Raw genomic sequence first — 19,380 nt, 5'->3', positions numbered from 1 at the left:
TGCTGACTAGTAGCAGCCACAACGGCTATAGATTAAGTAGAATTAATTTAACCCCGGGGCGTCCTTAGCCGAGCGGGGCACTTTGCGGTCGATTTCAAATTTGGTAACGTTGGCATTGTCGAACGGTACTGGCACCTGCACCATAATGGGCACCGGCACGCCGCGCCGGGTGGCGGGCTGCCAGGCCGGCATGGCCTGCACCACACGCAGGGCCTCGGCGTTGCACTCGGGCGAGAGGCCCTTGGCTACTTTGGGGTTGGTGAGTTTGCCATCGGTGCCCACGGTAGCGGTTACGATAACATCGCCGGTCACGCGGGCTTGCTTGGCTTTGTTGGGCACCTGCACATGCTGGGTGAAGAAGTCGCCCATGGCTTCTTCGCCGCCGGGGAAGCTAGGCGCTTTATCGGGGCGGTTTTCGGCTCCGCCGCCGGGTTGCAATTGCATGTTGCCGGGCGAAAGCACCACGGGCGCTTTGGCCGGTGCGGGCCGGGTTTGGGCCAGAGCTGCGAAGGGAGCGGCGAGTACTAACGCGAGGTAAGTAAGGCGCATAGAGGAAGATAAAATGGAATAGCTAACTGGCAATCGCCACAGATTAGGACAAAATAGCGGTGGCTTCGGTTCGGTTGGCGGGGCGCGATATCAAGAGTAAGCCCAAAAAGGTGAGGGCTCCATTAAGCAGCAAAATCTCGAAGCCAAACTTGTAGCCGCCCAGCCACTCGACCGAGTGCGACACAATGAGCAGCGTCAGCAGCGGCCCCGCCACGCACACTGGTAGCACCAAGCCCTCGCGCAGCCGCCGCCGCGTAAAAATGCCGAAGCTGTAGAGCGCCAGCAGGGGCCCGTAGGTGTAGCCCGCAGTTTTGAAAACGGCATCAATCAGACTCTGCTCGTTGATGAGGCGGAAGACGAGAATGATGCCAATGAGTGCCACCGACCAACCTAGGTGGGTAAGCTGGCGAATACGCGTTTGGCGGGCTTCGGGATACTGCTTGATATCGAGAAAATCGACGCAGAACGACGTAGTAAGTGCCGTCAGCGCCGAGTCGGCCGAGGCGTACGTAATGGCGATGAGGCCTAGGATAAATACCACGCCCGCAAAAAGTGTGAACTGCGTAGTGGCCAAATATGGAAATACTAGGTCGGTATCGAGCGTTTTATTAGCCTTGAGCAGCTGGGGTAGCTCGTTCAACTGCAAGCCCTTTGCCGCGGCGTATTGGTAAAGAAGCACACCTAGGGTGAGAAATAGCACGTTTACGCCCACGATGACGGGCGTAAACCAGAACATGTTCTTCTGGGCGTCGGCGAGGCTGCGGCAGCTCAGGTTTTTCTGCATCAGGTCCTGGTCGAGGCCCGTCATCACGATGGTGATGAACATACCCGAAGCAAACTGCTTCCAAAAAAACTTGTCGTCGCTAAAATCGGAAAAGTATACCTGGGACATGCTGCTCTCGCGCACAGTACTCACGAGTTGCTTGAAACCAAGATTAAGCTCCGACGAAATGAAGTAGATGCTCAGCGCCACGCAGCTCAGCATGGCTAGCGTCTGGAAGGTATCCGTCCACAGAATGGTTTTGAGGCCGCCCTTAAAGGTGTAGAGGTAGATAAACAAGATGCTGACGACCACCGTGGCGGCAAACGGCACCCCCATGGCGTCGAATACCGCTAGCTGCAACACGCCCGCCACCAGATATAGCCGCAACCCCGACCCTAGGGCCCTGGAAATCAGAAAAAATAGCGCGCCTGTCTTATAGCTCCAGTAGCCAAATCGCTGCTCGAGGTAAGTGTAAATGGACACTAGTTGGAGCCGGTAGTAGAGTGGCATCAGCACTGTGCCGATAACTACATAGCCCGCCACGTAGCCCGCCACCACGGCTAGGTAGCTCCAGCCTTTGCCGTACACATTGCCTGGCACCGAGATGAAGGTGACGCCTGAGAGCGAGGTGCCAATCATGGCAAACGCTACCATGTACCATGGTGCGTTGCGGTTGGCCACAAAAAAGCTCTCGCTAGTAGCCTTGCGCGAAGTGAGCAGCGCAATGATGATGAGAACGATGAAGTAGCCCGCAATGAGGCTCAGAACAAGAGTAGGCGACATTTTTTGAGCTGTTAGCTTGTGGCTGTTAGCGATTAGCTTTTTAGCAGCGTAAGAACCGACAAAGCTAAAAGCTAATACGCGTTGTTGCCCGGTGGCCTAGCGAAGCAAAGCAGCTAGTAGCTAATAGCCACAAGCTAACAGCTCAAAAAACTACTCCCAGGTGGTCCAGTCGAGCACCTCGCCCACGGCAGGGGCGTGCAATTGGCCGCGTAGCAGGCCGCCAGCCGCCACCTCGGTCAGCAGCCGCAGAGGTTCGGAGGCAGGTTCGTCGGAGAGGTCGAAGGTACCGTAATGCATGGGCACCAAGTGGCCCGCGCGCAGCACGTTAGCCGCCTTGGCCGCTTCGTGCGGGTTCACGTGGCTCATGTGCATCATAAAGGGCGGCTTGTAGGCGCCGATGGGCAAGAGCACAATGTCAAGCGGGCCAAACGTCTGCTCGATTAAGTCGAAGTGGTCGCTGTAGCTAGTATCGCCGCCAAAATAGATGAGCCGGTCTTCAGTCTTTATCAGAAAGCTGCCCCATAGCACCTCGTTCAGGTCAAAGAGCCCGCGCCGGTGCCAGTGGCTGGCCGGCAGGTAATATATTTCGAAGGGCGCGGCGGGCCCTAGGTCATACTGCTGCCACCAACCGGCTTCTTGCACTGGTAGGCTTGGGGCCATGCCGCGCAGCAGCTTGCCCATGCTCAATGATGAGAGCACTCGCATTTTAGGGTTTTGCTGGGCTAGTAGCTTGATGCTGCGCTCGTCGAGGTGGTCGCGGTGGCCGTGCGAAAGCAATATGAAGTCGATGTTGCGCACATCTTCGGGCCGGCAGGGCAGGGGGTGGCGGTGGCGCAAGCCTACCGAAGAGAAAAGCACGGGGTCGAACAGTAGGCTCACTCCCTGCACTCGCAGCAAAAAGCTAGCGTGCCCCAACCACACCAGCATGTCTTGGGTCGAGAAGAAGGCTTCGGCGCAAGGCACTACGTTGGGCACCCAGGTATCGTGCTTCTTCTCCTCCTTCTGTGGGTTAGCCGTCAACTGCCAGCGTAGAGCCGTGCCGAAGGTGGGTTCATACAAGGCTTCGCCATTGCAGTACTCCTTGCCAATGAGCTTGTTGCCGGGGTAGCTAGGGCGAATGGTACGCAGGTCTTCGTTGCGGCGGTAGTGGGCAGGGGCAGCCATAGAATATAGTCGAAGCGGCGGGCCACTAATTGGCCACAAAGTTGTTATAGTACCGTCGTTGCCAGCCAAAGTTCGTATAGCAGGCAGCACAACTTTCTTCTTTGTTTCTATTCGCTTCTTATTCACATGAGTGACAATCAAAATCCGTCGGGTCGCGTTAGGGCCCACCAACTGACGGAAGAAGACGCCGCCCGCATTCAGGCTAACTTTTTTGCTCAAGTCTACGGTTGGATGGCCGCTGGCTTGGCGCTTACTGGTGGCATGGCCTTGTTTGCCGCGTCCTCGCCGGCCCTGCAGCATTTTATATTTGGTAATCGGTTCGTGTTTTTCGGACTCATCATTGCCGAGCTAGTCGTCGTAGGGTTTCTTTCGGCGCGCATCTTCCAGTGGAGCTTATCGCAGGCTAAAGCCGCTTTTGTGGGTTATGCCTTACTTAACGGGCTTACGCTGAGCGCTATATTTTTAGCCTATACAGCTAGCTCCATTGCTTCTACATTCTTCACCACGGCGCTGATGTTCGGGGTGATGAGCATCTTTGGCTATTTCACTAAGTCCGATTTGTCAGGCTGGGGTAAGCTGCTGAGCATGGCGCTTATAGGCATGGTTATTGCACTAGTGGTCAATATGTTCTGGGGCAACTCAACGCTAAATCTGATTGTGTCGGGTATCGGGGTCATCTTATTTACAGCCTTGGCTGCCTACGATACTCAAAAGCTGAAGCAGATGGCCTTCATCGGCGTAACAGAAGGAGAGGAAACTAGCAATAAAGCTTCCATCCTAGGTGCCCTTACGCTTTACTTAGACTTTGTTAACCTCTTCCTCTTCTTGCTGCGCTTCTTTGGCCAGCGTCGCTAGGGTGCTTAAGTAGTTAATAACATTAAAAAAGCCCCGCCGAACTATCGGTGGGGCTTTTTTAATGCGGTGATTAAATATTGACCTAGGGCTTGATAGCAGCAGCGCTAGCTAACCATGCCGCACGCATATCCTTCTGCGCTTGGGTAGCAGTCATTTTCTCTACGCTTTCCATAGGCTGCACCTGCACATTAGAATCTTCGGTGAGCACGACCTGCGTGGTGCGCTCAATGCCAGCGCGGTTGCGTACGCGCACCGGCACAAGGTCAGCGGGCGTGTGGCGGCGCATTACTCCCTCGAGGGTAGCCATATCGGTGATTTTCACGCCATCGAGGGTCATAATCTCGTCGCCGCGGTCGATGCCTGCCTTATAGAGACCCGAGCCCATAGTGGTATTGCGCGACAAGATGCAGCGGCCGTCCTCCGTAAACTCTACCTGCCGAGGCAGGGCAGCAGCCAGTACCTTGGTCGGCACTACGGCCAGGCCAGCTAGGGCCAGGTTCTCGGCAAAGCGTGGCGTTTCGTGGCCGTAGATGTAGCGCCGGAAGAAGGTGCCCGCAAAGGCGGTGTCCTTAGCTACGGTGCCGAGCACACGCTGCAAGTCGGGTAGGGTGTAGGGCTTGGCGGGGGCTAGGCTGGGCGTTTGAGGCTTGCCAAACTCCTGCCACAGCGCCTGCATGTACTTATCGAGCGAGGTGCGATAGCGCTGGCGCAATTGCATGTCGAGCGAAAGGGCTAGGCCCGCGCCCTGGTAGTAGTACGAAAGGTACGTGTTGCTACGGTTGTTGGGGTCGATGCTCGTAGCGGCATCCACAAAGCCTGCTTGCTGGCTCATTTCCACCGCCGAGGCATAGCGAGCGCCCGGCGAATTGAGGCGCACATTTACCCACTGGCTCACTTTCTCGAAGAATTGCTCGTCGTCGTAGTAGCCGGCCCGGCGCAGCATTAGCTCACCATAGTATTGCGTAAAACCCTCGCCAAACCACAACGCATCGCTCATGTTCACGCGCTGAAAATCGAAAGGCTCCAAGCCTTTGCTGCGCAAGCGCTCGGTGTTATAGGCGTGGAAATACTCGTGCGATACAGTGGCTAGGTTGCGCAGAGCGCCTTCATCATGCAGCGGCAAGGGGCTCGTGAGCGAAGTCGAGTTGCGGTGTTCCATGCCATCGCCGCTGGCCTGAGGCAGGTAATCGGCTAGGAAGGTGTAACGGCCGTAGTCAAAGGCAGGTACTTCGCCCCCAAATACGCCGGCAGCCTCGCGCACTATTTGCTGCGTCTTCTTTACCAAGGCCTCTACTTCGCTGGCCGACCCACCATAGTAAGTGGCTATCTCGAAGGTGCGCCCACCGTCTTGCCAAGTGTGCAGGGTTTGCTGAGTACCTAGGACCACGGGGCTGTCCATGAGGTACTGCAAATTGGGCGCCGTGAAGGTGGTGCGGTCTTCGCCGGTGGGCCGCAGTTGGGTTGCAGCCTTCCAGCCCGTAGGCATTTCAAATTTTACTTCGGCGGCCCGGCCCTCTAGGCCTTGCGCGTAGCACAGGGTAGCAGGCAGGTTGAGGTGCGCGTGCTGCTGGTCGATACCAGCGTAGGTGCCATCGGTGCGGTCGCCATACAGCGTATAGCTAAACTGGATGGTGCCATCGGCGGCTGGCTTTACTTCCCAGGAGTAAGGGTCGGGACGCTTGATGCTGAGGAGCTTGCCGCTGCCATCAGTAGCCACGGGATAGTACGTGTTCTTAATAAACTCGTGCAGTGCGTAACGCCCTGGCGACGAGCGTGCCATTCGTATCACCAGGGCCTTGCCCGGAGTCAAGCCTGCAAAAGTGGCCGTGACGCGTGCCTCGTGATGCACTGCATTGGGAAACGCTAGGGTGTAGCGCACGGCTGGGCCAGTTGCCGCCTGCCGCGCCGGTGCTATTGGAGCGGGCTCAGCAGCGACTGGTGCTGGAGCGGGGGCAGGCTTAGGCGCTGGGGCGGCAGTGGGTGCTGCCGCAGCCGGCTTAGCATCTGGAGCAGCCACAGGCTTGGCAGCAGCGGGTGCAGGCTTAGCAGCGGCCGGCTTGGCTGGGGCAGCTGGTTGTGTACTTTGGGCCGCCGTTGTGGTGGCTAGGCTCACGCTACCTAATACTCCCAAGTAAAAAGCGGGAAGAATTCTTTTCATAATAAAAATCCTACTTAATAGCTAAAATGCCCGGTTATAGCCCGGAATTGATTTGAATGGTGCAAATTAAAAGCAAAAATTCGACCTTGCCACAGGTTCAGCTTTGTTGCTGGCTGACTACTCACCATTATTGCATTACTCGGCACCAGATAAAATCGCCATAGAAGCTCTCCTGATAGCGATTTTGAAGCCCTAAGGCAGCTAGAGCGGCCGGCCAGGGCGGAAGCTGCTGCGCCCGCAGCCCTACTGTTAGTTTAAAAAATAAATACATGGCTCGCAGCAATACCCGCTGCCACCACGTGCGAGGCGGCCGAAAGTCAGCTATCAGCCACGGCGCCCTAGGTCGGCGCGCTGCCTGTAAGCAAGCCAAAGCGGCCGGAAATTCTGCCAGCGTAAAGCAGTCCAAAACGAAGAACGTCACTACCGCATCAAACTGCTCGGTGGGAGCTAGCGCCTGCTCGCTGCCTTGGCGAAATTCAACTTGTGCTATGGTGCCAGGGGCCGCCTGTTGCAGCCGAGCTTGGGCTTGGGCTAGCATGGTGGTCGATGTTTCGAGGTAAAGCACCTGTGCAGCGGGACACTGGCGCAGCAACTCGAGAAGCACCCAGCCACTGCCACCCCCCAGCACTAGCACGCGCGGGGCCGAGCCGGCTAATGGCATCCCGGCGGCTAGCGCTGCTTGCTGCGCCGCTCGCTGTGCCCGCCCAAACACAGCCCCCGCCAGCGCATCATACACGCGAGCCACGCGGCTGAAGTCAGCGCTAGGGGAGGGAGAAGGAATGGTAGAAGAAGCCATAAAAGCCAGAAAATAACGCCTGCAAAGTAGCCTTGCAGCCCGCTAACCCACTTTTGGAGTCGTGATTCACAAAAAAAATGCGGGGACAAGTGGCTGAGCAACAATTTTTGGGCCTCGCCTATGAGTAGGGTAAAGCGAAAAAAGTAAACCTAAGGTTGCGCCGAGAGTTAACGATTCCGTATCTTTGCACCATCAAACGCCCCACCAACCGGGTGGCCAGCATTTGACGCTTACCTGCGCTTGTGGCGAAATTGGTAGACGCGCTGTCTTCAGGCGGCAGTTCCGCAAGGTGTGAGAGTTCGAGTCTCTCCGAGCGCACGAGTTACCCAACAAAAAAAGCCAGCCCTCCTCGGGGCTGGCTTTTTTGTTTAAGACCAAGTCTGGTTGCTTATTCGTTGGAGCACGTAGCCAATTCTGACGTAGTTCCGTTCAACCTAGCTTTCTCCCACCTTTCTCAGCACCATGCCTACCCCCGTTGCGCCCCCTGGCTCGTCTACTTCTACGCCTGCGCGGGCGGCTGGCTTGGCGGGGCTGCTCACGGCCGAAGTCATCTTCGGGGTGTTGTTGTTTGTGGGCGCATTCGGGCTGTTTTTCTACCTGACCCGGGTGGTATTTCGCGAGCATTCGCAGGTATTCGATGATTGGGGCTTTGCCCAAATGGACCGTTTGCGGGCCGCTCGACCCTGGACGCGCACCTTTGTCGATGTCTTGACTTTCTTTGGGTCAGTCAAGTTTCTGGTGCCGGCTAGCCTAGTCATTCCCTATGTGATGTATCGGCGGGGCCTGAAGCGCTACGCTATCGAACTGCTTTTGTCGATGGGGGGTGGGGTGGCCCTTAACGAGTTGCTCAAGGCTTACTTTCACCGCGACCGACCTACTACGGCGCTCATCTACCAGTATGGCCTAAGCTTCCCTAGCGGCCACGCCATGATGGGAATGTGCCTCTACGGCTGCTTGGCATGGCTAGCGGTGCAGCATGGCCGCCACTGGAGCCTGGCAGTGGCGTTGGTCTGCTTCTCGCTGAGTATCGGGCTCACCCGTGTGTATTTGCACGTGCATTACCCCACCGATGTAGTGGCAGGTTTTGCAGGTGGTGCGGCCTGGCTGGTGCTGCTGCGCACGGGTATCCGGCTTTTCTGGAAAGAAAAGAAGATACCCGGCGAAGACGCCACCGTTAGCGAGTGAGCAACTTACGCAAGCTCTAGGTGCTACCTAGAGCTTTACCTTGACGCGGAGCGCCAGCAAGCCTTTAACCCCTTGCAGTTCTTCCAGCTCTAGCTCCTCCACGTCGGACTCCAGTAAGTTTCGGTCCTGCAAATAATCTATGTACTCGACGTACTCGGTCGCCTCGCGGGGCTGCGCATACACCAGCGCCAAGTAGCCGGGCTGCGTGAGGCGCTCGCCAGTGCCCAAAACTGTAGCCTTGTCGATGCGCTTCTTAATAATCTCGTAGCGAATATTATACGCACCGTCTACGTCAAACTGGCGCTCGTCTTGCCGGAAGCGGATGCTTAAAGACTGCGAGTGAATCAGAATGAGCTGCGTCGTATCGAGGGGTACGGCCAATTCAGCTTTGAGGGCGTGAGTGCGGCGCGTAATTTCGACCATCACCAGTAGTTGCCACAGGCGCAGGTTCTTCAAGAAGATGAGGTCGAACGGCTTATCTTGCACTAGGCTGCCGCCCACGTAGATGTTAAACTCAACGCCATCGGTCTTGAACCGCTGGAAGTAATGCGGAAACATCTGCTGGGCCTTGGCTTCTTCTTGGTCAAGAAATTCGCTGACCACATCGTTGATGCGTGTCACGCTTTCCTCAAAGGCCCGGCGGCGGTTGTAGAGAATACCTAGGCGCGGGTCGATGTGCTGCCAGTAGTGGGCAATGGTAGGCCGCAGGTCAACAATATTTTGGGCCAGGTATTCAAACAGCGGCTCGACCTGCGTGCGTAAGGAATCGTAGATGCTGACCTCGTCGCCGCTGATAATGCCCTGCCGCAGCCGCCGCAAATTCTTAGTAACGTAAAATTTAAGCTCATCCAGAATAGGCAGCGCTTGGTATTCTGAGGCTTTGCGCAGCACTCGGCCGGCCAGCGTGAGGTGCTCAATGAGGTCGGCCTGCACGGCTTCGTTGCGGGCCACGCTCGAGCCCCGAATGTCGCAGGAACCGTGCAGTGGGTACACATCTTCAAACACGATGGGCTCCATCTCGGCCGAGCGATTGCCATCTTCGTGCTGGGCCAGCAGGCGCCGAGCAGCGTCGTTGAAGCGCCACTCCATGGTAGGGTGAATGGCCGTAAACTTCTCTTTAATAACTGATTGAATCCGCGTTTCGAGGTCCTCAGCGTTGCGCTTCACAGCCACCGCAAACAAGGGCACGAACTGCTTCACCAATTCCATGTCAAATTCGTCGAGCGCGCCGACCTCGGGCGAGCCTAGCTCGAGCAGCCCCACGGTATCGGGGCCATAAGGCAGCAGCGCTAAGATGGCCGAGCGAATGCCGAGCTGCAAAATCTGCTGGCGCATGTCTTCGGGCAGCTCGGGTGCCGTGGTTACGTCTTCGAGCACCAGCGGTTGGCGGTCGGCCAGCAAGCGGGCGTAGAGCTGCCGGAAGCCGCCTACCGCGCCTTGGCTCTGCATCTGCTTGGTAAGAAAGCTGTGGTTGATTTTGCGCCCAAAGTCTACAAAGGCCTTCTTGCGCTCATCATACGCCGCGATGCCAAGCTGCAGCGCTGGCCGGGCAAACAGCACCCGCAGCTTTTCTTGAATCTGCTCTAAGCGGTCGGAGGCCTGAAGCACGTCGCGCTCCAGCAAGTCGTACTTCAGCTCCGACAGAATTTCTTGGGTTGTGACATCTACCAGTTGCAGCAGGTTGAAGCCCTCTAGCGCGAAGCGCTCAGGCGGCAGCAGGCGATACCATAGCTCCAAGCGATGGCGATTGTGCAGTAGGTGTTGCACCTGTTCGGGGCTTAGTTCGGGCTTATCGCCCACCACCCGCACGCGCACAAACGACGAATCGAAATTGACGCCATAGTGCCGGTAGAGCCCAATGCTGTAGTCGGGCACCGTGAAGATGAGCCCGCTCTGCGCTTCTGGTATTTCAGCGCCATATTCCCGACCTAGGATGAGCAGATACGCCATCTGTGTCATGTGCCGCTCTAAGGTGGCGTAGTCGATATTGAGCGGCTGCTTGATAGTGCGGTCGCGGCCCATCATCACCTCCGCAAAGCGGCTGGTGTAGTAGAAGCTGCGCCGCTGAAACGGTGGAATAGCCCCTGTGATGGCCGTAGTGGTGGCTGCCGGTGGAAATACCGCCAGCATGAGCATATCTATTAGGTCCTGAATGTCATCGAGCTGCTCTATAGTATGCAGGTGGTCCCGGCAAGTAGCGTGCTGTCTTACTTCTTCGCACACCGTGCGGGCCAAGCGTGCTACACCTGGGTTCGGGTCACGCTCGCGCTCGTGCCAGTAGTCTATAAGAGGCTCTAGACTCAGCTGCGTAGAGAAGGGAAAACCGGGAGGCACGTCCGGGGCAGGCTCTACAGCCACCGCCTCGGGGAGGTCAACTGGTAGCTGGCCTTCGTCGGCAGCAAGCGTGAGCAGGTCGGGGGCAGGCATGAGCAGGCAGAATTAGCAGAAGAAAGGTATACGCAAGCCCAGTCTAGGGGTATTGCTAGCGAGTCGTAAGTGGCGTAATGATGGGCTTATTTACGGGCGCCGTAACCACCTTGGGTTGAGCTGGCGCCGCGCTAAGATTACTGCTTAAGTCGAACTGCTTGCCGGTGTTGGAGTAGCAGGTGCAACAGCCATTAGCTTGGTACTGGCCGTCCAGCTTGATATTAGAAATTTTAAACGTATAACGATACCTACCGCCAACTGGTGCGGCTTTGCTGTATTGATACGCTGTAATCTGGTAGTCGTAAGCATCAAGCTTTAGCCCGCCGCTTGCTGCAAAAGGTGCCGCGTTATTGATAGCGATAAGTGAGTCTTGTGTCAGTGTAGCGCCACCGTTGGCCAGCGGCAGTATCCGCAATATAGAATCGCGGGTGGGTTTAGGAACAAGAGCAGTAGGATGAGGAATACGGACGATAAATAGCGTATCTATTTGGTCGGCCCGAAATCCATTAGTTCCGCCTATCCTAAAGGTGAAAAAGAGGGCATCGGCAAGCTCATCCTGGCATACGCATATGTCATTGGCGCAGCAGCCAGCTAGAGCCAGCATTATCAGTAGCCCCGGAATGGAGCACAGAATCTTTTTCATCAGCACAGCTAAAAGAGAGCCCGGCGCCGGAGCTTGCAAAATGCAAACCACCGGGCCGGGCTACAAAGGTCCGAAAGCCGCGGATTATTGTGAGCGGCTTCGAAAAATAAGTAAATGCGCCTAGGCTACTTGTTGCTAGCCGACGAGGGCAGCGTGGGGTTATTGACTGGGCCGCCAGCCATCAGCAGGGGGTTGAGGCGAGTTGAAGCCGTATCGAGTTGGGGACGCACTTGGTTTAGGGCTTCGCGCAGGGCTATCACGTCGGCCAGACGCGGGGCGTCGGTTTGCGAATAGCCGTGGTACATGGCCACTTTTACGTTGGAAGTACCCTTGCCCGTGTAGGTACCTAGGAGCTGACCGCTGGCATCCATTACCTGCACTTCGGCTTCTAAGTCAGTATTATACCACTCGAGGGGGGCACCAAAGATGCTAGGCACGAGCATCGTAATAACTTGTGCGGCCTGTAGGCTGCGGCCCTTGCGGATGGTGTGCACCTTCGTCACTACCAAGCGGATATAGCCATACGTAGCCGTATCGGTAGCTTCCACTACGTTGTGTTGCAGCTCCGACTTAAACAGGCGCAACGGGTCATCGGGTAGAGCGCCGTCGTTCATGGCCAGCGGGCCGGGGTCGGCCGTTATTTCCATGGGCGGAAGACGCTTTGTGATAACTGCCGTTGGGATGTGCGAAAAGCTGCCCTTCACCGACATGCAGCTGCTCAGGCCTAGTAAAACTGCGGCTGCTGCTAAAGCTGGCCGTGCAATGAAAGAGTACAATTTCATAGTGGAATGATAAAAGCTAAAGTTGTACTTTGAGATGTTATTTTAGAGAATTAACGCCTTTTTATTGAATAAATTTTATTCATGCTCTAAAGTACTACAGGCTTGGTCATCTACCAAAAAATAGTCTTAAATCAAGTTTTTGAACAGTTGCCTAATTCAAATAGAAAATTGTGCTAGGATTAGACAAACAGTGATTACGAATGGTGAGACGCGGCGGCTGGCTCTACCGTGAGTAGGTCGGGCGGTGCTACGTAGTCGTCAATAAATTCGCCTTCCCAACGTGCAACCACTGCGGAGGCCAAACAGTTGCCTAATACGTTCACGGCCGTGCGGGCCATATCCATGAGCGCATCGATACCTAGGATAATAAATACGGGCCACGATGGTAGATTAAACGAAGCTACCGTAGCTAACAGTATTACTAGTGAGGCACGCGGTACGCCCGCCACCCCTTTGCTGGTGAGCATGAGTGTGAATACCATCAGCAATTGCTGCCCAAAGGTGAGCGGCACGCCCGCTGCCTGCGCCACAAACACGGCGGCCAGCGATAAGTAAAGTGTAGTGCCATCGAGGTTGAAGGAATAGCCCGTGGGCATCACAAAAGCCACAATGCGGCGCGGCACCCCAATGCCTTCCATAGCCTCCATAGCGCGGGGCAGGGCGGCCTCGCTGCTAGTAGTGGCAAATGCAATGCTCACTGGCTCGGCTACTGCGGCCACAAAGCGCCGTAGCGGCAGGCGCGCCAACAGCAGTACTGGTAGAAGTATCAGTACGACAAACGCCACGAGGGCACCGTAAAGCGTAAAGAGCAGGTAGGCAGCATTTTTGAGCGGAGCCAGGCCCATTTTACCTACAGTGTAGGCAAGGGCGCCACCCACCCCTAGGGGAGCAAAATACATGACTACGTTGGTGAACTTGAACATCACCTCGGAAAGGCTCTCGCAGAAGTCAAGCATCACACGACGCGGCTTTTCTGGGCTGAGGGCCAGGCCGATAGCGAAGATGATGGCGAAAATAACCACTTGCAGCACCTGCCCCTCAGCCACCGACTTGGCGATGTTTTCGGGGAAGATATGCAGGATAATGTCAGCCGCCGTCTGGTGCGCGGCAGGTTGCAAGGAATCCGCTTCGCCAGCGGCGGGCAATACTTTTGCTACGCCAGCCCCTGCTTTAGTTAAGTTAATGGCTGCTAAACCAATAAACAGGGCAAACGTGGTAACAACTTCGAAGTATACCAAGGCCTTGATACCCATGCGGCCCACTTGCTTGAGGTTGGCGTGCCCCGCAATACCTACGACGAGCGTTGCAAAGACGAGCGGCGCAATAATGGTTTTGACTAGGCGTAGAAAGGCATCGCTCAGAACTTTGAGTGGCACTGCCACGCCAGGTGCATCGTGCCCCAGCTCAATACCAACCAGCATACTCAACACTATCCAGAGCGTAAGCGAGCGCCGCGGGGCTAGCGCTGCCCCTAGGGCCGCTAGCGCCAGCCAGCGGGCAGAGGCGGGCACGGCGCTAGGCAAGCTGACAACACCGTAGGCAACCAGCACCGTGAGGGCTAACGCTACTAAAATCAAAGTAATAGCCAGCCCAGAAAGACGCGAGAACTTCATGCGTAAATACTATAAGAAGCAAAATGAGGCTATAAAGAACGGGATTGCAGGTCGAAACCGCGGCCGACGGCTTCCGCTTAGCCTCAAAACACTCCCGCCTGCTAGCTGCATTGAAGGCATTTGAGAGCAAACCACCACCCACGGGCGGTGCCAACAGCTAACTGCTAACACAACTTCAACCCTGGCAGTAGTAAAAGGTTAGTAAGCAAGAACTACGGCTATGCAGCTAGCTCGTAGCAGTTCGAGCTTGGTGTAATTATTAGAGCACTTTGCTAGAGGCTGGCTTGGCGGCTGCGCGGGCAAGCGTAGCTAGCTTTGACACTCTTCTTCTGTTCTTCAATGCTTACGGCCTGGACCCTAACGGCGCACGAGCTTCCACTGCGCTATACCTGGAAAATCTCACGCAATGCATCTACCACTAAAACCAACCTTGTGGTGCGGGCTGCGCAGGCTGGTAGCGTGGGGCAGGGCGAGGCAGCACCTAACGTGCGCTACGGCGAATCACAGGAGTTGCTCCAGCAACAATTTGCGAGCCTGCTCGCAGCCGGGCTGCCCCAGGTAGCTACACTGCCTGAGCTGGCTGCATTACTTGCTGCACAGCCCGTAGCCCACGCTCTGGCCTTTGCCCTTGAGGCAGCTCTGACGCACTGCTTGGCTGCACGCGCTGGGCAGCCGGTGTGGCAGTTTTTGGGAGTGCCGCAGCCAGCGGCGCGGGTGCCCACGGCTTTCTCGCTACCCATCATGGCGCCGGGTGAGGTAGCCGCTTTTATAGAGCAGCAGCATGCCCGGCGCTTTGGCTTGTTGAAAATTAAGGTGAATCAAGGCGAAGGGTTGGACCTCCTGCGCGCTGTGGCAGCCGCTTGCCCTGGCCAGCCGCTACTAGTAGATGGCAATGAGGCTTGGCCCGACGCCGATAGCCTGCTGCGCTTTCTAGAGCAGGCCGCGGCAGTACCAGGCCTAGTGCTGCACCTGCTCGAGCAGCCCCTGCCCGCCGCCCTAGGCGACGACTACCGCTACCTGCGCCCCCGCACGACTGTGCCGCTGCTAGCCGACGAGTCGGTGACTGATGAGGCTGACTTCGGCGAAATCGCCCAGCAGTTTCACGGCGTCAATGTCAAGCTGATGAAGGCTGGAAGCTACCAGCGTGGCATCGACCTTTTGCGTCGCACCCGCGCTCAAGGGCTACTGCCCATGCTGGGTTGCATGGTCGAAACTTCCTTAGGTATCTGGTCAGCTTTGCAAATCAGTGCTTTAGCCGAAGTGCACGACCTTGATGGCATGCTCATTGTCCGCGATGAGCCCTTCGGCCTCGTGTATGAAGCCGAAGGGCAGTTGGCAGCAGTAGCATCGTGAGGCCTTGTGCAGGCTTCTAGAGGCCCTAGGTTACTCGCGCTTGGCCGTTTTTAGCTGCGCGTCGATTTCCTGCAGCTGCTTGTCCACGGCATCGGTGTTGGGCGGGTTGGTGATGGTTTGGTTGTACAGCGCCATTTTGCGGTTAAGCAGTTCAATCTTGCGCATTAAGAGCTGCTCGCGGTCGGTAGGGGCGTCGGTAAGCACGCGGGCAGGGGCAGTGCCTACGTGCACGTAAGGGTCAAACTTGGCGTTGGTGGCCACGGTAGTATCGCCGCGGGCAGCGGCAGCACTGGCGGGCGTCCCGAATACAATGCCGCCCTCGGCATTTACATAGTCGCCTTCCCGTAGCGTGGTGATTTTGCCGGTTGGCAGCTCTACAATGCCACTGCGCACATTTATTTTAGTGCCGTTGGGGAGCCGGATATTCTGGCTGAGAGGTGTAGTCTGGTTGCCAGTGCGCTGCACCACGGCCCCGCGAGTGAATAGAAACTGGGTGGTGCGGCCGGGACGCACTGGCTGGCCCCCAGAAGGCTGGGCCGCACCGAGGCGTGGGGTGGCGGCCAGGCCCGCTCCAAGGAGCACGCTGGCTAATAAGTGAGTAAGGCGCATAGTGTAAAAGAAAGGAAGGTTGAGGGTGGTGTACGCAAAAATCGGTGCAGATTGCTGAGCTAAAAAAAATTTGAAAAAATCATGAACGATGTTGCAACATTAAATGTAGGTACACTAAATTTGCAGTCGTAATCAGTTACTCAATGCGCCTGGAAGACGAAATCAAACAGCCCACTTTTCAGAGTGAAGCTCACAAGGCTTACCTCAATGTGGTGTACACGGCTGGCTGGCTAGGACAACGCCAGATGGCGGCATTTAAACCCTATGGCCTGACGTCGCCCCAGTTCAATGTCTTGCGCATCTTGCGCGGGCAGCACCCATTGCCTGCCACGGTGGCGTTGCTTATCGAGCGTATGCTCGACAAAACCAGCAACGCCTCGCGGATTGTAGACAAGCTGGAAGAGAAAAAGTTGGTAACCCGCACGGTATGCCCTGCCAACCGCCGCGCCGTCGATATTCGCATTACCGAAGCGGGCCTGCGCTTGCTGCGACAAATAGATGAAGATGAGCACGCCAACCCTGCGCGTGGCAGCCTCGATAGGCTCACGGCAGCCGAGCAGCGCCAGCTCAACACATTACTTGATAAAATTCGGGCCTGATAGTTGTTTATCCGGCCCACCACTCTAATCTTTCTTACCTTTTTTCAACCATGAAAAAAATCTTGTTGCCCGCCCTGCTAGGGGCTGCTTTGCTGGCTGCGCCGGCTGCTTTTGCTCAAAAATCGGTTTCTAAGTCGGCTACTGCCGCTGTGGCTACCTATAAGGTGCAGCCGCAACTGAGCACCCTAGGCTGGGAAGGCAAGGCCGTAACCCACGGCCACAATGGTACCATGCAGTTCACCGGCGGCGACCTGCAAGTGCGCAATAACATGGTAACTGGCGGCACGGTAACCGTGGACATGAAAACCATGAAGGCCACTGACATCACTGATGCAGCCAACCACGCCAAATTTGTGGGCCACATGAGCAGCGGCGACTTCTTCGACGCTCCTACCTATCCTACCTCGACCTTCAAAATCACGAGCGTAGCTCCTATCGCAGGTGCCAAGGCTGATGCCGACAACGCCACCATCACCGGCGACATGACCATCAAAGGTGTGACGCAGCAAATCAGCTTCCCCGCCAAAGTGGGCGTGAAGAACGGTGTAGCTGCTGCCACTGGCAAAGTGACCGTTGACCGCACCAAGTTCGGCCTGAAGTACGGCTCGAAGACTTTCTTCGACAGCATCGGCGACAAAGCCATCAACGACGAATTTACGCTGACTTTCAACGTAATTGCTAAGCAGTAATTTTGCTTAACCTAGGTCAATAAAAAAGGCCCCGCGTATGCGGGGCCTTTTTTATTGACCTAGGTTAAGCAAAACTATGGTATTCGCAGGCCACACAGAAAACGTTGGGTGTGAGGCGTGGGATTGAGAAAAACAAGTAGCGGTATCATACCTTTTTGCTCCCGCGATACAGAAAGTGCAAAGCGCACAATAGGTACTAATTTTCCTGCTAAAGGTGCTTTCTTAACCTCAAAGCCCTGCACCAGATAGCTACTGAACGGAGCAAGCTTTTGACTCACTCTGTGCAAGTTGGCTGTTACACTGTCGTGGCTCATCGCACCTATGGCAGCTGGGTCAAGCTTATTAGTAATAGCAGGAAAATCTTCTCCTTGTAAGCTGAACATCAGTTCGTTTAGATTTCCAATAGACTGGGTGGCGAATTCTAAATCGGCGGGCGAAAAAGTATATGTGTGAGACGTAGTAGAATCTTGGATACTCACTTTGAAGTAGCTATAATCGGTACGCTGTCTAGGTCTAAGATGCTTGTATACTAGAAAAGCACAATTGGATGCTGGTATTTGTAAGTCGTTATAGTACTTGCTAATTCCAGGTGTACTGAGAGCTACTTCCAAATAGCTGCCCTGCGGTTCAGTCGTGGTAGTGGAGATGTTAACACCCTTTTTAAGGAATACACTACCACCATAAAAGTCCGCTATTTCCTTAAAGCCAGCTTCTTCGGTAACGGTAGAGCAGCCAGCTAAGAAGCCTAAGATTATAAATGAAATTATAGTAAGAAGTATTTTCATAAAAATGAGGAATAAGTAAAAGGTATTAAAAAACCCTGGCAGCTTAGCTGCCAGGGTTTTGTCACATAAGCGAAAGTTACTAAATGCAACTACTAACTACAAGTGAATTACCTCATCGTAGGCCGCGGCGGCGGCTTCCATGATGGCTTCGCTCATGGTGGGGTGGGGGTGAACCGACTTGATGATTTCGTGGCCAGTGGTTTCGAGCTTGCGCGCTACCACTACTTCGGCAATCATTTCGGTCACGTTGGCCCCAATCATGTGGGCACCGAGCCACTCGCCATATTTAGCGTCGAAAATTACCTTCACGAAGCCGTCCTTCACGCCGCCTGCCGAGGCTTTGCCCGAGGCTGAGAAAGGGAATTTGCCTACTTTCACCTCGTAGCCTTTGGCTTTGGCTTCGGCTTCGGTGTAACCCACGCTAGCAATTTCGGGCTGGGCGTAGGTGCAACCAGGAATGTTGGTGTAGTTGAGCGGCTCGGGGTTGTGGCCCGTGATTTTCTCTACGCAAATAATCCCTTCGGCCGAGGCTACGTGCGCCAGCGCCGGACCCGGAATGATGTCGCCAATGGCGTAGATGCCGGGTACGTTGGTCTGGTAGAAGTCATCGACCAGCACGCGGCCGCGCTCGGTTTTAATGCCGAGTTCTTCGAGGCCGATGTTCTCGATGTTCGTCTGCACACCTACCGCGCTCAGCACGACGTCGCAGGCAATTTGCTCCTCGCCCTTCTGGGTTTTGATGAACACGTTGCAGCCAGCGCCGCTAGTGTCCACTTTGGTCACTTCGGCATTGGTGAGAATGTTGATGCCCATCTTTTTGTAGGACTTCTCCATCTGGCGCGACACCTCCTCGTCTTCTACCGGCACGATGCGGGGCAAGTACTCCACGATGGTGACTTCGGCACCTAGGGAGCGGTAGAAGTACGCAAACTCGACGCCGATGGCGCCCGAGCCCACCACCACCATGCGCTTGGGCATGCTGTCGGGGGTCATGGCCTTGCGGTAGCCAATGATTTTCTTGTCGTCGATGGGCAGGTTGGGCAGCTGGCGAGCGCGGGCGCCAGTAGCCAAGATGATGCTCTTGGCTTCTACGGTCTCCTTCGTGCCATCGGCTTTGGTTACTTCTACCTTGCCGGGGGCTAGGAGCTTACCCGTACCGTTTACTACCTCGATTTTATTCTTTTTGAACAAGAAGTTGATGCCCTTGCTCATGCCATCGGCCACACCCCGGCTACGCTTGATAACCGCGTTGAAGTCGAAGCCAGCGCCTTGCACCGTCAGGCCGTAGTCTTGGGCGTGCTGGAGATACTCGTATACCTGGGCGGTTTTGAGCAGGGCTTTGGTCGGGATACAGCCCCAGTTGAGGCAGATGCCCCCCAGCGACTCGCGCTCAACCACGCCCACTTTCAGCCCGAGCTGCGCGGCGCGGATAGCGGCCACGTAACCACCGGGCCCTGAACCAATTACTACCAGGTCAAATTGCAATGCCATGAGAAAAACGTGCGGGAAATAAACAGAAAAAGAAATGCCAGCCAGGCCAGCCCTGCAAAGATAGGCTAGCCAGGGGCGCGCGTGCTACCTAGGCTAGTACCCCAGCCCTAGGTAGGGTGAGTGGCTAGTTGATTAA

17 protein-coding genes and 1 tRNA gene are annotated in these 19,380 nt (G+C 55.8%); 6 read left to right on the top strand and 12 right to left on the bottom strand.

The window, feature by feature from the left end; genetic code table 11:
- Positions 1-42: 42 nt before the first annotated feature.
- From FNT36_RS06020 to FNT36_RS06010, 3 genes are all read right to left on the bottom strand, one after another.
- Complete coding sequence (locus tag FNT36_RS06020; protein ID WP_144845333.1) at positions 43-549, bottom strand: energy transducer TonB; 507 nt, start codon at positions 547-549, stop codon at positions 43-45.
- Between the two features lie 43 nt (positions 550-592).
- Complete coding sequence (locus tag FNT36_RS06015) at positions 593-2,095, bottom strand: sodium:solute symporter (RefSeq protein ID WP_144845331.1); 1,503 nt, start codon at positions 2,093-2,095, stop codon at positions 593-595.
- A 150-nt stretch (positions 2,096-2,245) separates the two neighbouring features.
- A complete protein-coding gene (locus tag FNT36_RS06010; protein WP_144845329.1) occupies positions 2,246-3,259 on the bottom strand; it encodes an MBL fold metallo-hydrolase in 1,014 nt (337 codons plus the stop codon).
- Between the two features lie 126 nt (positions 3,260-3,385).
- On the opposite strand from FNT36_RS06010, the gene FNT36_RS06005 reads away from it, so the two are divergent.
- Positions 3,386-4,114, top strand: coding sequence for a Bax inhibitor-1/YccA family protein (locus FNT36_RS06005; RefSeq protein ID WP_144845326.1), 729 nt, complete (start codon positions 3,386-3,388; stop codon positions 4,112-4,114).
- An 82-nt stretch (positions 4,115-4,196) separates the two neighbouring features.
- Here the strand turns inward: FNT36_RS06005 and FNT36_RS06000 are convergent, their stop codons facing one another.
- Positions 4,197-6,272: a M61 family metallopeptidase gene (locus tag FNT36_RS06000; protein ID WP_144845324.1), complete on the bottom strand. Its 2,076-nt coding sequence runs from the start codon at positions 6,270-6,272 to the stop codon at positions 4,197-4,199.
- 127 nt (positions 6,273-6,399) lie between these two features.
- Positions 6,400-7,068: a class I SAM-dependent methyltransferase gene (locus FNT36_RS05995; protein WP_144845322.1), complete on the bottom strand. Its 669-nt coding sequence runs from the start codon at positions 7,066-7,068 to the stop codon at positions 6,400-6,402.
- A gap of 236 nt (positions 7,069-7,304) precedes the next feature.
- Here FNT36_RS05995 and FNT36_RS05990 point away from each other — a divergent pair.
- Positions 7,305-7,386, top strand: a tRNA-Leu gene (locus tag FNT36_RS05990).
- Between the two features lie 144 nt (positions 7,387-7,530).
- The gene (locus FNT36_RS05985) at positions 7,531-8,253 is read left to right on the top strand and encodes a phosphatase PAP2 family protein (protein WP_144845320.1); all 723 of its coding nucleotides are present in this window, start codon (positions 7,531-7,533) and stop codon (positions 8,251-8,253) included.
- Between the two features lie 27 nt (positions 8,254-8,280).
- Here the strand turns inward: FNT36_RS05985 and FNT36_RS05980 are convergent, their stop codons facing one another.
- From FNT36_RS05980 to FNT36_RS05965, 4 genes are all read right to left on the bottom strand, one after another.
- Complete coding sequence (locus tag FNT36_RS05980; protein ID WP_144845318.1) at positions 8,281-10,680, bottom strand: GAF domain-containing protein; 2,400 nt, start codon at positions 10,678-10,680, stop codon at positions 8,281-8,283.
- A gap of 55 nt (positions 10,681-10,735) precedes the next feature.
- A complete protein-coding gene (locus tag FNT36_RS05975; RefSeq protein WP_144845316.1) occupies positions 10,736-11,323 on the bottom strand; it encodes a hypothetical protein in 588 nt (195 codons plus the stop codon).
- Between the two features lie 125 nt (positions 11,324-11,448).
- Entirely contained in the window at positions 11,449-12,105 is a 657-nt protein-coding gene (locus tag FNT36_RS05970) for a hypothetical protein (RefSeq protein ID WP_144845314.1), read from the bottom strand.
- Between the two features lie 194 nt (positions 12,106-12,299).
- Entirely contained in the window at positions 12,300-13,718 is a 1,419-nt protein-coding gene (locus tag FNT36_RS05965; RefSeq protein WP_144845312.1) for a dicarboxylate/amino acid:cation symporter, read from the bottom strand.
- Positions 13,719-14,057: 339 nt separating this feature from the next.
- Here FNT36_RS05965 and FNT36_RS05960 point away from each other — a divergent pair, with 339 nt between their 5' ends.
- Entirely contained in the window at positions 14,058-15,071 is a 1,014-nt protein-coding gene (locus tag FNT36_RS05960) for an enolase C-terminal domain-like protein (protein WP_144845310.1), read from the top strand.
- A gap of 30 nt (positions 15,072-15,101) precedes the next feature.
- Here FNT36_RS05960 and FNT36_RS05955 read toward each other — a convergent pair whose 3' ends face one another.
- Positions 15,102-15,680 (bottom strand): DUF6799 domain-containing protein, encoded by a 579-nt coding sequence (locus FNT36_RS05955; RefSeq protein WP_144845307.1) that lies wholly within the window; start codon positions 15,678-15,680, stop codon positions 15,102-15,104.
- Between the two features lie 143 nt (positions 15,681-15,823).
- On the opposite strand from FNT36_RS05955, the gene FNT36_RS05950 reads away from it, so the two are divergent.
- Positions 15,824-16,279, top strand: a complete 456-nt coding sequence (locus FNT36_RS05950; RefSeq protein WP_144845305.1) for a MarR family winged helix-turn-helix transcriptional regulator — start codon at positions 15,824-15,826, stop codon at positions 16,277-16,279.
- A 50-nt stretch (positions 16,280-16,329) separates the two neighbouring features.
- On the top strand, positions 16,330-16,968 hold the full coding sequence (locus tag FNT36_RS05945; RefSeq protein WP_144845303.1) for a YceI family protein: 639 nt from the start codon (positions 16,330-16,332) through the stop codon (positions 16,966-16,968).
- A 74-nt stretch (positions 16,969-17,042) separates the two neighbouring features.
- Here the strand turns inward: FNT36_RS05945 and FNT36_RS05940 are convergent, their stop codons facing one another.
- The gene (locus FNT36_RS05940; protein ID WP_144845301.1) at positions 17,043-17,753 is read right to left on the bottom strand and encodes a hypothetical protein; all 711 of its coding nucleotides are present in this window, start codon (positions 17,751-17,753) and stop codon (positions 17,043-17,045) included.
- 96 nt (positions 17,754-17,849) lie between these two features.
- Complete coding sequence (lpdA, locus tag FNT36_RS05935) at positions 17,850-19,244, bottom strand: dihydrolipoyl dehydrogenase (protein WP_144845299.1); 1,395 nt, start codon at positions 19,242-19,244, stop codon at positions 17,850-17,852.
- Positions 19,245-19,380 lie beyond the last annotated feature (136 nt).

The organism is Hymenobacter setariae (assembly GCF_007713685.1).
In the GTDB taxonomy this organism is placed as follows: domain Bacteria; phylum Bacteroidota; class Bacteroidia; order Cytophagales; family Hymenobacteraceae; genus Hymenobacter; species Hymenobacter setariae.
Note: the sequence above shows the minus strand (reverse complement) of the source record. Positions and strands in the feature narration are given on the sequence as shown.